The following is a 12,805-nucleotide window of genomic DNA, read 5'->3' on the forward strand; positions in this document are numbered from 1 at the left end:
GTTTCCAAATAATTAATGAACTATTTCAAACAAATTCTTCGCTTTGCGAAACCTTATAAATCTTATGGGATCCTAAATATTATTTGTAATATTTTTTATGCGCTGTTTGGCACACTATCATTTATTTCATTGATTCCCATGCTTAGTGTTTTGTTAGGTGAAACAGAACCAGTTTACATCGAACCCAAATACCAAGGGATAACAGAATTAAAATCCTTTCTTGAGGACTATTTAAATTATTTCGTAACTCTAAAAACAGAAGAACACGGTGAAATATATGTGTTAACGGTAATGGTAGGGTTGGTAATTTCTATGTTTTTTATAAAAAACATCTTTAATTATCTGGCTATGTTTTTTATTACCTATTTAAGAAACGGTGTTCTTAGAGACATGAGAGATAAACTATATGGAAAAATCACTAATCTCCCAATTGGTTATTTCTCCGAAAAACGAAAAGGAGATGTTATTGCACGAATCTCTACAGATGTATTAGAAATACAACATTCTTTTCTTTCTATACTCGAGTTGATTGTTAGAGAACCATTAATGATCATATTCACTATTATAGTGATGTTTGGAATTAGCGTTAAATTGACTGTTTTCGTTTTTATTTTTATCCCTGTTTCCGGATTTTTGATATCTAAGATTGGAAAATCTTTAAAAAAACACTCTGATAAAGTACAAAAAGAACAAGGTAATTTTCTTTCAATAATTGAAGAAACTCTTGGCGGCTTGAAGGTTATAAAAGGATTTAATGCAGAAAATATCTTTGGTAATAAATTCCAAGAATCTACTTCTAGATTTTATAAATTTTCTAATTCTTTATTAAACAGACAAAATTTAGCATCACCTACTAGTGAATTTTTAGGGATTTGCGTAATCGCTATTTTATTATGGTATGGAGGCAGGATGGTTTTCATTGATAAGTCTTTGGAAGCAAGTGCATTTCTAGTATATATGGGTCTTGCTTATAATATCTTAACTCCAGCTAAAGCAATTTCTAAAGCAAGTTATGGAGTAAAGAGAGGAAATGCTGCAGCAGAGCGCGTATTGGAAATTCTTAACACAGCATCTCCACTACAAGATAAACCCGGAGCAGTTGATAAAAAGAACTTCGATACTGATATTCTTTTAGAGAGTATATCTTTTAAATATGAAGATGAGTATGTGTTGAACAACTTTACTTTACATGTTCCTAAAGGAAAATCGGTAGCGCTCGTTGGACAATCCGGTAGCGGTAAATCTACGATCGCGAACCTCGTAACACGATTTTATGATGTCAATCAAGGAGCCATAAAAATAGATGGAGTTGATATTAGAGATATCACTAAAAATTCATTGAGAGGATTAATGGGACTTGTGACTCAAGACTCTATCCTTTTTAATGATACTATTAAGAATAATTTATTGATTGGCGATGAGAATGCATCCGAAGATGAAATTATAGCAGCTTTGAAAATTGCGAATGCCTGGGAATTTGTAAAAGACCTACCTAAAGGTATAGAAACCAATATTGGCGACAGTGGTAATAAATTAAGCGGTGGACAGAAACAAAGACTCTCTATTGCACGAGCTGTACTTAAAAATCCCCCGATAATGATTCTGGACGAGGCTACCTCAGCATTAGATACAGAAAGTGAAAGATTGGTACAATCCGCCTTAGAAAATATGATGAAAAATCGAACCAGTATCGTGATCGCACATAGACTATCTACTATACAAAATTCAGATTTAATCGTCGTAATGCAAAAGGGAAAGATAGTAGAGCAAGGTACTCACGAAAAACTAATTGCAAAAAATGGAGCTTATCAAAAATTGGTTACGATGCAGTCGTTCGACAGTTAATTACTGATTACCAAATATATAAAAATAAAAAAGAGCGTCTCCACGCTCTTTTTCTTCACACAAATCATCTTAATTTAGGGGCTTAATCTAAAATTAAAACTCACTTTTATAAAAACTTCCACTTTGGGGGAAATGAAAGCAATAACTCATTTTTACGGTGTAAATATACAATCAATTCACATACCACCAAATAAATTTGTGTATTTTATCTATAAAAAAGTGTACTTTAACATTTGTTTAATTAAAAACGAAACAAAAAGTAATCTTATTCCTACTTTTAAAATATAAAAAAGAAAGTTGTTCTAAACCTACGGGAAATCAAAAAGAAAGTACTGCAAATAAAAAAGAGTGCTTTCGCACTCTTTTTCTTCACACAAATCATCTTAATTTAGGGGCTTAATCTAAAATTAAAACTCACTTTTATTAAAAACTTTCACCTTGGGGAAAATGAAAGTGATAACTCATTATTACGATGTAAAGATATTACTTTTTTTTAATTAACCAAATTTTTTGTGCATTTTATCTAAAAATAATGTTTTTTATCATACTTAATCTTAACTAAATCACTAAAAAGTAATCTTTTTCCTACTTTAAAATTAAACATGCTCACTCAATTATTTTTAGTGTAATTTCAGGACATAAAAAAAAGAGCGTCTCCACGCTCTTTTTTAATTCAAACAAATCATCTTAATCTAGGGGCTTATTCTAAAATGAAAACATAATTCTTTAAAAAACTTTCACCTTGGGGGAAATGAAAGTATTAACTCTTTATCACGATGTAAAGATACGATAATTTTACAAACAACCAAACATTTTGTGTATTTAATCTAAAATAATTGTAATTAATCTATTCAATTATCAAATATTCTTACAAATTCCTACAAAAATAATTTTTTATATCTTATTAAACCTTTTTTCCGTATTTTAGTCTAACTACCATATCAATAAAGACTAACCCCTTCTAAATCTATTTTACTTTTGAATATTCAAGAAGAAGAAAATTTACTTATCGCATTACAAACGGATAAAGACATTAATAGTGCCTTTACCAAACTTGTTGCTGCATATAAACAAAGATTATATTGGCATATTAGAAATATGGTTAAAAACCACGACGATACAGATGATATACTACAAAATGTATTCATTAAAGTATATAAAAACATATCTAAGTTTAAAGGAGATAGCAAATTGTATTCTTGGATGTATAGAATAGCCACTAACGAGTCCATTACCTTCTTAAATCAAAAGGCAAGAAAATATAATATAAGTAACGAAGAATTACAGCAACAACTTATTCAAAATCTGGAAGCAGATGTTTATTTTGAAGGCGATGAAATTCAGTTAAAATTACAGAAAGCTATTGCCTTGTTACCTCAAAAACAACAGCAAGTATTTAATATGAAGTATTTTCAGGAGCTGAAATACAAGGAAATATCAGAAATTTTGGAAACTAGCGAAGGTGCTTTAAAAGCTTCCTATCATTTAGCTTCTAAAAAAATCGAAGAATTCCTAAAATCAAATTAAACCTTTTTACCTTTACATCGTCATATATATAGTGAAAAAAAATAATTTACATAACAACAAAGAAGGATTCAAAGTTCCTGATAACTATTTCGATACATTCGAAAAGAGACTTTTTGAGAAAATTTCTCAAGAAGACCAAGAGGATTCCATAGTGTCTAATAAAATATCTTCTGGTTTAAAAGAACCTGATAGTTATTTCGATACGTTTGAGAATCAGCTGATGCAAAAACTGAATATAGACAAAAATGATTCTTCTACTCTTGCTGATAATTTAAAAACTGGATTAACGACTCCTGACAATTACTTCGAAAATGTAGAAAACACTATTTTGCAAAAAACGATTGGAGCAAATCCAGACACCAAAGTAGTATCGCTCTTCACTAGAAAGAATATTCTATACGTTTCTGGTATTGCAGCTATGATCGCCATGATTATCTCTGTTTCAATAAACAGTAATAGAGCTGACTCATTTAGTTTTGACACGTTAGCTCTTACTGATATTCAGGAATACTTTGAAGAAGGGAACGCAGAAATTAGTGATGCAGAAATTGCAGAGTTGTTGGATGACAATATTAGTTTTGTAAATACCATCAATGAGGATGAAATTAGCGATGAAGAATTAGAAAATTATTTATCGGATGAAGAGTTAGCTGATGAGATTATATATGTTGAATAAAAAAGAACACATGAAAAAGATACTATTACTATTTATTATTGTTTTTACCATTAACGTTTCCTATTCCCAAAGAGGTCCCAGAGGAAGAGTAAAAGCTTTAAAAATAGCTTATATAACAGAACAATTGGATTTAAGCAGTAAAGAAGCACAACAGTTTTGGCCAATTTACAATGAACACGAAGATACGATGGAAAGCTTGAAAAGGAAAGAACGAAAATCTGTAAGGGCGCTTAAAGAGACAAATGGCTTTGAAAATTTAAATGAAAAAGAAGCTGAAGATTTTTTAAATAATTACCTTTTAGCTGAAGAGGAAAAGTTTATTGCTCGAAAAAAGCTAATCACAGATTTGAGGCAGATTATTCCCCATAAAAAAATTCTAAAGCTTGTAAAAGCTGAAATGGATTTTAATAAAAGGCTTCTAAAACAGTTACGTGACAGACGACAAGGAAATTGACCATAAAAAATCTTGCTGATTTTGAATAAAAAGTAAATGGGATCCCTTTATCATTTACTTTTTTGTTTAACCCTTATTATGTATTGGAACTCCGTTATGAAAGTTTCAACTGCTATAAAACATGATGTTTTATAAGTTTCAGCATAGCATTGCAATGGTTAAGCTTAAAAACATAGTAAAACAATATGTTTTGCAGTGGTTAGAAGTTGTAATAGATTTTCCAATACATAATCAGGGTTTAAAAATCAATTTTGCAATTCTGTTCTTTCCGGCTGCAATAGCTATACTGTCATTTATAAATCGGATCGTATAAAAGCTTTCTTCACTAATATCATTCCAGGTATTTCCAGAGTCATTCGAAATTGATATTCCTGTAAAACCTATTGCTACCATTTCTTTACCTCCACTATTAGGCATATATCTAACACAGCTTTTATAGCCTGCTCCTACTCCATCTGCAACTACATTCCAAGTCTTACCTCCATCTACTGTAATCGCTTTATTTTCTTGATTTCCTTTTGGTTTTGTATAATCACCTCCAAAAATTATCCCGTTATTTTCATCATAAAAATCCACCGAATATGCTCCGGTAGTTTCAGTACCTTGAATTATCGGTGTTTCAGAAACACTCCAATTATTTCCTTTATCTGAAGAATAAAATACTCTGGATTTCTTACCACCCGAAACGATCCAAGTGTGATCACCTACAATTGCTATATTTCCATTACTTGCCGCAAAAGCAGCTTCTCCTTCCATGGTTTTTGGTAATTCATTACAAGATATCTTATTCCAGGTTTCTCCTCCATCTCTTGTAATAATAATAGACAAACATCCGTCTGTCGGATCTCCCATCGCAATTCCTTCTTTGTCATTCCAAAATGCTATTGCATCATAAAAAGCCTTTTCGTGATCCTCTTTATAAACCAACTTCTTTTCTCTAGTATCTTTATCAATTTTGTACAACAATGCTGGTGATACAATACTTAATAGAAATAAATCAGTCTCAGTATCAGCAATAGCTCTAAAATGAATTTTCTTTCCTTCAAAATCCAAAATCTCGACTATCTTATTTTTTATTTTGAATTCATGGTCTATTTCAAAAGTTCCATACATACCATTATTGCCAGCAAACATTAACAGATCATCATTTACTCCTATAGCTCTGATGCTTATAGAATCATTAAAAAAAGGTTCAATGACAACTTCTGTAAAATCATGTCTAATTACTTTTTGAACTTCAGAATTACAGTTCATAAAGAAAACTGCCATCAATAACAATATTAAAAATCTCATCCCCAATATTTTTGAATCAAATATAATACTATTCTAAAGCAAAGAACTACCTTTGCAAACCCTAAAAAAATAAAGGATGCGTTTACATAGAAATCTGGTCTTTGCTGTTATTGATGGACTTAGCGAAATATTTAATGAAGGAGCTTATGCCGATAAGGTAGTTCAAAAGTTATTAAAACGTGACAAGCGATGGGGATCTCGTGATCGGAGTTTTGTAGCTGAGACTGTATATGATATTGTACGTTGGAAACGTCTGTATGCAGAAATTGCTGATGTTTCAGAACCCTTTTCCAGAGAAAATCTATGGAGAATCTTTGCCGTTTGGGCAACATTAAGAGGAATTACATTACCAGATTGGAAACAAATCGAGCCTACTCCAACCAGACGTATTAAAGGTCGTTTTGATGAACTAAGTAATACCAGAAAATTCAGAGAGTCTATTCCTGACTGGATGGATGAATTAGGAGAAAAAGAATTAGGAGCTAAATGGGATAAAGAAATTGCTGCCTTAAATCAACAAGCACCAGTAGTTCTAAGAGCCAATTCTCTGAAAATAACCAGAGACAAACTTAGAAGTATTCTTGAAGATGAAAATATCGATACAGAGTTCATAAAAGGGTATCCATCTGCACTTCAGCTTACAGAAAGAGCGAATGTATTCTCTACAGAAGCTTTTAAAAATGGATTATTTGAAGTACAAGATGGTTCATCCCAATTGGTAGCTGATTTTTTAGAAGTAAAACCAGGGCAACGCGTTATTGATACTTGTGCAGGAGCTGGAGGAAAAACACTTCATTTGGCAGCACTGATGGAAAATAAAGGTCAGATTATTGCTATGGATATCTATAGCAATAAATTAAAAGAACTAAAAAGAAGAGCTAGGCGTGCAGGAGCACATAATATAGAGCCTAGAACCATCGAGAGCACAAAGGATATTAAGAAATTATACGGAAAAGCAGATCGTGTTCTGATCGATGCCCCCTGTAGTGGATTAGGTGTTTTAAGCAGAAATCCCGATGCTAAATGGAAATTACAACCGGAGTTTCTGGATAAAATCAGACAAACGCAATCGGAGATATTAGAAAGTTATTCTAAAATGGTAAAACCAGGCGGAAAATTGGTGTACGCTACCTGTTCTATTTTACCATCAGAAAACCAAAATCAGGTTAAAGAATTCTTAACCAAAGAAATAGGAAAAGAGTTTATCTTTGTAAAAGATAAAAAAGTGCTTTCTTCAGAATCTGGATTTGATGGATTTTATATGGCATTGCTAGAAAGAAAATAACACAACTTACATAACATACAATGAAAACAAAATTACTTTTAATAGCACTTTGTACATTTTGCATTGGCTTTAGCCAAGTTCCTGCGGGATATTATGACTCTGCAACCGGATCAGGATACACCTTAAAAACACAATTAAAAAACATTATTGATAGTGATAATGATGGTTTAACACCGGAATTTCAATCCACAGACCCTGGTTACGCTGGATTGTACACAACGTATGTCACTTCTGACTCTGATTTTTACTATGAGAATAATGGTACCGTTCTAGATATGTATACTGAAAATCCAACCGGTATGGATGTGAAAGAATATACTCATTTTACCGATCAGGACCCTGGATCTGGCGGAACTGCAGAAGGTCAATTCTATAACCGTGAACATATAATTCCGCAATCTGTATTTAGTCAGGTTACGCCACAACGTTCAGATGCTCATTTTGTAGTTCCTTCCGATAAATTTGTAAATGGTGCACGTGGTAGTCTCCCATTTGGAAGAGTAGAAACTGCAAACCTAACCACAACAAATAATTCAAAAAGAGGTAATAATCTAGATGCTGGATATTCAGCTGGATATACTGCTACGGTTTTCGAGCCTATTGATGAGTTTAAAGGAGATATCGCTAGAATGCATTTCTATTTTGCGACTCGCTATGAAGATAATGTAGCTGGTTATTCATATACAATGTTTAATGGAACTAGTGATCAGGTTTTTGATGATACTTTTTTAAGTATTCTTGTCACCTGGCATTTGTTAGATCCGGTATCACAGAGAGAATTAGATAGAAATGATGCTATTTTTGCCAGACAAAATAACAGAAACCCATTTATTGACCATCCCGAGTATGTGCAAATGATATGGAATGTAACAGTAGACACTGAAGCACCAACAGTTCCAACAAACTTGATGGTATCTAACGAAACCTCGAATAGCATTGATGTTTCCTGGACAGCTTCTACTGACAACACTGCTGTAACCGAATATGATGTATATGTAAATTCAGTATTTAATAAATCAGTGGCGACTACGAGTACAACTGTAAATGGTTTAAGCGCAGAAACCACCTATTCTTTTACAGTTTTAGCCAAAGACGCTGCAGGAAATGAATCTGCACAGAGCAACGCTGTAAATGGAACAACCTTAGCCGGAACCGGAGGAGGTGATTGTGCGACAGAAACATTTACTAATATAGGAGCTGCATCCAGTTCTTACACCACAGTTATGTGGAGCGGTGATGATGGAGGAATGTGGACTGCCACAGAGGCCAGAACAGATCAAACAATCACAGGAGCTGCGATTACCCTTGACGGAAGAGGAACAGATAATGGAACGCTGACATCGCCATCGATTTCTGGTGGTATTGGAAACCTGACAGTAACTACCCAACGTAAGTTTACGGGTACAACTGGTAATTTTAATGTATATGTCAATGGAAGTTTAGTCGGAACTATTCCCTACGACGATACCGTACAGACAACAATATTAAATGATATTAATGTAAGCGGAAATGTGGTAGTTGTTATTACCGAAGACAGTGGCAATAACAGAGTAGCTGTGGACGACCTTAGTTGGACTTGCTTTGACCCTTTATTAAGCGTGAATGACTTATCTCTGGAAAATCTGAAGGTGTATCCAAATCCGTCAACAGATGGTTTTATAACCATTAATATTCCTAATGGTAAGAATGTTGAATTAAATATTTATGACTTGACAGGTAGACGAATCATAGCAAAGAATAATCTCGAAGAAATTATTCAGCTATCAAACCTGCCTCAAGGAATGCTGCTTGTAGAGATTATTTCATCTCAGCGAAGTATTACCAAAAAGGTAATCATACGATAAAAAGAAAAGCGGCAATTAAGCCGCTTTTTTTTATTTATAGTATTGTTTAAAATTTAGTGAATAACTCGATTATTCCTCTTAAGTTTTATACCATACTTTCTATATAAAATAGTAAATTTGCAGCTTATTAAAAACAACACAAAGTCTGGGAGCATGATCCACTTCTTCGGAAACCAAAATGAGAACGTATTTGCGGTACAAACCACTAATGAAATCTCAACTGAAAACATTAAAAAATTAGTATGGTTATTTGGCAACCAACCTAAAATTTCATCGGCGTCTATTGACGCTTTTTTTGTTGGTCCACGAGCCGCAATGATCACACCATGGAGTACCAATGCGGTAGAGATAACCCAAAATATGGGAATCGAAGGGATCATTCGTATTGAAGAGTTTCAATCAGTAGCAGAGGATTTTACCGATTTTGATCCTATGCTTTCGCAAAAGTATGTAGGTCTTAATCAAGACATATACACCATTGATATTGAACCTGAAGCGATTCTGGAAATTGATGATATCGAAGCTTATAATAAAGCAGAAGGTCTAGCACTTAGTAGTGAAGAAGTAGCCTACCTGGAAGGTGTGGCAGAAAAAATAGGAAGAAAGTTAACAGATTCTGAAGTATTTGGATTTTCTCAGGTGAATTCAGAACACTGTAGGCACAAAATATTCAATGGAACCTTTATTATTGATGGAGAAGAACAACCTACTTCTCTTTTTAAATTAATAAAGAAAACCTCAAAAACACATCCTAACGATATTGTTTCTGCATATAAAGATAACGTAGCTTTTATTAAAGGGCCAAAGGTAACTCAGTTTGCACCAAAAAGTGCCGACAAACCTGATTTCTATCAAGAAACACCGTTCGAAAGTGTAATCTCACTGAAAGCTGAGACACATAATTTTCCTACCACGGTAGAACCTTTTAATGGTGCGGCTACAGGTTCTGGTGGAGAAATCAGAGACCGTCTCGCTGGAGGAAAAGGTTCATTACCGTTAGCAGGAACAGCAGTTTATATGACTTCCTACTCGCGATTAGAAGAAAACCGTCCTTGGGAGCAAGCAGTAGAAGAAAGAAAATGGTTATACCAAACACCTGTAGATATTCTGATCAAAGCTTCGAATGGAGCTTCGGATTTTGGAAACAAATTCGGGCAACCACTAATTACTGGATCTATTCTAACTTTTGAACATGAAGAAGATGCTCGCAAACTAGGGTTTGATAAAGTAATTATGCAGGCTGGCGGAATTGGGTATGGTAAAGCTGAGCAAGCACTTAAAGACAAACCTGAAACCGGAGATAAAATTGTCATTCTTGGTGGTGAAAATTATCGAATTGGTATGGGTGGAGCCGCAGTTTCTTCAGCAGACACGGGAGAATTCAGTAGTGGTATCGAATTAAATGCTATCCAACGTTCTAATCCTGAAATGCAAAAACGTGCTGCCAATGCCATTCGTGGTATGGTAGAAAGTGATGTAAATACGATCGTTTCTATTCACGATCACGGAGCAGGCGGACATCTTAATTGCCTTTCTGAATTGGTAGAAGAAACCGGAGGAAAAATCGATTTAGATAAACTTCCTGTTGGTGACCCTACGCTGTCAGCCAAAGAAATTATTGGTAATGAGTCTCAGGAAAGAATGGGATTGGTGATCGGACAGAAAGATATTAACACTTTAGAACGTATTGCAGAGCGAGAACGTTCTCCGATGTATCAGGTAGGAGATGTAACGGGCGATGACCGTTTTACTTTCGAATCCAAGACCAAAGGTGACAAACCGATGGATCTGGCTCTAGAAGATATGTTTGGGAGTTCTCCTAAAACTATTATGACTGATAAAACAATTGATCGTAATTATCAGGAAATTTCATACCAAAAAGAAAATATTCATACCTATCTTGAACAAGTACTACAACTAGAAGCAGTTGCTTGTAAAGATTGGTTAACAAATAAAGTCGACCGCTGTGTTGGCGGAAAAGTAGCGAAACAACAATGTACGGGACCACTACAATTACCATTGAATAATTGTGGAGTAATGGCATTGGATTACACCTCTAAAGAAGGTATCGCTACTTCTATTGGCCACTCTCCTATTTCTGGATTGATCGACCCTGAAGCAGGAAGTAAAAATTCTATAGCCGAGGCTTTAACCAATATCGTTTGGGCTCCTTTAAAAGATGGATTACAATCTATTTCTTTATCCGCTAACTGGATGTGGCCTTGTAAAAATGAAGGTGAAGATGCTCGTTTATATAAAGCTGTAAAAGCAATTTCTGATTTTGCTATTGATTTAGGAATCAATGTACCTACCGGTAAAGATTCACTTTCGATGAAGCAGAAATATCCTAACGAAGAAGTAATTTCTCCGGGAACTGTTATTATATCTGCGGCAGCAAATTGTAACGATATTACCAAGGTAGTAGAACCAGTGCTTCAAAAAGATGGTGGAGACATCTATTATATTAATTTATCTCAGGATACGTATAAACTAGGAGGATCTTCCTTTTCACAAGTAATCAATAAAATTGGTTCTGAAGCTCCTAGTATTAATAATTCGGCGAATTTTAAAAATACTTTTAATACTATTCAGCAACTAATAAGAGATAGCAAAATTGTTGCTGGTCATGACGTAGCCTCCGGTGGTTTGATTACTACTTTATTAGAGTTATGTTTTGCTGATGTAAATTTAGGAGCAATATTAGATCTTTCGGAACTAGGAGAACAAGACACTATTAAGTTACTTTTTGCGGAAAACGCAGGAATTGTATTCCAAAGTGCGCCAAATTCTGATATTGAAACTATTCTTTCTAAAAATAATCTTGAGTTTTTCAAAATTGGTAAGACAACCCAAAAAGAAACCTTAGAAATCAAGAACTCAGACGATTCTTACAGCCTTGATGTTGATGCTTTAAGAAAAGTATGGTTTAAGACTTCCTTTCTTTTAGATCAAAAGCAAACTGCAAATAACCTTGCAAAAGATCGTTTTGACAATTTTGCTAAGCAACCTTTACAATATACATTTCCGAAGCAATTTACTGGAAAACTTCCGGTAATTGATAGGACCAAACCAAAACCCAAAGCAGCTATTATTCGTGAAAAAGGAAGTAATTCTGAGCGTGAAATGGCCAATGCTATGTATCTGGCTGGTTTTGACGTAAAAGATGTGCATATGACCGACCTGATCTCAGGTCGTGAAACATTAGAAGATATTCAGTTTATTGGAGCAGTTGGTGGATTCTCGAATAGCGATGTTCTTGGTTCCGCAAAAGGTTGGGCAGGTGCTTTCCTTTATAATGAAAAAGCGAATACAGCTCTCAAAAACTTTTTCAAAAGAGAAGATACATTATCCGTCGGAATCTGTAACGGATGCCAGTTATTTATGGAGTTAGAAGTAATCAATCCTGAGCATAGTGAACACGGAAAAATGCATCATAATGATTCTCATAAACACGAAAGTGGATTTACTTCGGTAAAAATTCAGGAAAACAATTCTGTAATGTTATCTTCTTTAGCAGGAAGCACCTTAGGGGTTTGGATTTCACATGGTGAAGGAAAATTTAACCTTCCTCTTTCTGAAGATCAGTACAATATAGTTGCAAAATATGGCTACCAAGGATATCCAGCTAATCCCAACGGATCAGATTACAACACTGCTATGATGTGTGATACAACAGGACGCCATTTGGTGATGATGCCTCATATAGAACGTTCTACTTTTCAATGGAATTGGGCCAATTACCCAAAAGGCAGACAAGATGAAGTATCGCCTTGGATAGAAGGTTTTGTTAATGCTCGATTATGGATTGAAAATCAACAATGATAAAGAGAACATTTAACGTTGCATTAAAAAAATTTAGGGTTTGTTTTTACTAAACTGTT

Annotated in this window: 8 protein-coding genes; 7 read left to right on the top strand and 1 reads right to left on the bottom strand. The window is 34.2% G+C overall.

Going from position 1 to position 12,805, the window contains the following annotated elements:
* Positions 1–15: 15 nt before the first annotated feature.
* From ACFSR1_RS01650 to ACFSR1_RS01665, 4 genes are all read left to right on the top strand, one after another.
* The gene (locus ACFSR1_RS01650; protein ID WP_378288985.1) at positions 16–1,845 is read left to right on the top strand and encodes an ABC transporter ATP-binding protein; all 1,830 of its coding nucleotides are present in this window, start codon (positions 16–18) and stop codon (positions 1,843–1,845) included.
* Positions 1,846–2,829: 984 nt separating this feature from the next.
* Complete coding sequence (locus ACFSR1_RS01655; RefSeq protein ID WP_378289674.1) at positions 2,830–3,372, top strand: RNA polymerase sigma factor; 543 nt, start codon at positions 2,830–2,832, stop codon at positions 3,370–3,372.
* A gap of 31 nt (positions 3,373–3,403) precedes the next feature.
* The gene (locus ACFSR1_RS01660) at positions 3,404–4,048 is read left to right on the top strand and encodes a hypothetical protein (protein WP_378288987.1); all 645 of its coding nucleotides are present in this window, start codon (positions 3,404–3,406) and stop codon (positions 4,046–4,048) included.
* Positions 4,049–4,058: 10 nt separating this feature from the next.
* Positions 4,059–4,502: a sensor of ECF-type sigma factor gene (locus ACFSR1_RS01665; RefSeq protein WP_378288989.1), complete on the top strand. Its 444-nt coding sequence runs from the start codon at positions 4,059–4,061 to the stop codon at positions 4,500–4,502.
* Positions 4,503–4,733: 231 nt separating this feature from the next.
* Here ACFSR1_RS01665 and ACFSR1_RS01670 read toward each other — a convergent pair whose 3' ends face one another.
* A complete protein-coding gene (locus ACFSR1_RS01670) occupies positions 4,734–5,795 on the bottom strand; it encodes a WD40/YVTN/BNR-like repeat-containing protein (protein ID WP_378288991.1) in 1,062 nt (353 codons plus the stop codon).
* 76 nt (positions 5,796–5,871) lie between these two features.
* Here ACFSR1_RS01670 and ACFSR1_RS01675 point away from each other — a divergent pair, with 76 nt between their 5' ends.
* The 3 genes from ACFSR1_RS01675 to purL all read left to right on the top strand — a co-directional run bounded on the left by ACFSR1_RS01675 (position 5,872) and on the right by purL (position 12,746).
* The gene (locus ACFSR1_RS01675) at positions 5,872–7,080 is read left to right on the top strand and encodes an RsmB/NOP family class I SAM-dependent RNA methyltransferase (RefSeq protein ID WP_378288993.1); all 1,209 of its coding nucleotides are present in this window, start codon (positions 5,872–5,874) and stop codon (positions 7,078–7,080) included.
* Positions 7,081–7,100: 20 nt separating this feature from the next.
* Positions 7,101–8,924: an endonuclease gene (locus ACFSR1_RS01680; RefSeq protein WP_378288995.1), complete on the top strand. Its 1,824-nt coding sequence runs from the start codon at positions 7,101–7,103 to the stop codon at positions 8,922–8,924.
* Between the two features lie 153 nt (positions 8,925–9,077).
* Positions 9,078–12,746 (top strand): phosphoribosylformylglycinamidine synthase, encoded by a 3,669-nt coding sequence (gene purL / locus ACFSR1_RS01685; protein WP_378288996.1) that lies wholly within the window; start codon positions 9,078–9,080, stop codon positions 12,744–12,746.
* The last annotated feature ends 59 nt before the right edge of the window (positions 12,747–12,805 follow it).

The organism is Aquimarina rubra (genome assembly GCF_042684305.1).
Lineage (GTDB): Bacteria > Bacteroidota > Bacteroidia > Flavobacteriales > Flavobacteriaceae > Aquimarina > Aquimarina rubra.

What these genes read in the sequence shown, in the direction of transcription:
- ACFSR1_RS01670 (WP_378288991.1), bottom strand. Translation starts at nt 5,795, where the DNA reads ATGAGATTTTTAATATTGTTATTGATGGCAGTTTTCTTTATGAACTGT.
- ACFSR1_RS01675 (WP_378288993.1), top strand. Translation starts at nt 5,872, where the DNA reads ATGCGTTTACATAGAAATCTGGTCTTTGCTGTTATTGATGGACTTAGC.
- ACFSR1_RS01665 (WP_378288989.1), top strand. Translation starts at nt 4,059, where the DNA reads ATGAAAAAGATACTATTACTATTTATTATTGTTTTTACCATTAACGTT.
- purL (WP_378288996.1), top strand. Translation starts at nt 9,078, where the DNA reads ATGATCCACTTCTTCGGAAACCAAAATGAGAACGTATTTGCGGTACAA.
- ACFSR1_RS01650 (WP_378288985.1), top strand. Translation starts at nt 16, where the DNA reads ATGAACTATTTCAAACAAATTCTTCGCTTTGCGAAACCTTATAAATCT.
- ACFSR1_RS01680 (WP_378288995.1), top strand. Translation starts at nt 7,101, where the DNA reads ATGAAAACAAAATTACTTTTAATAGCACTTTGTACATTTTGCATTGGC.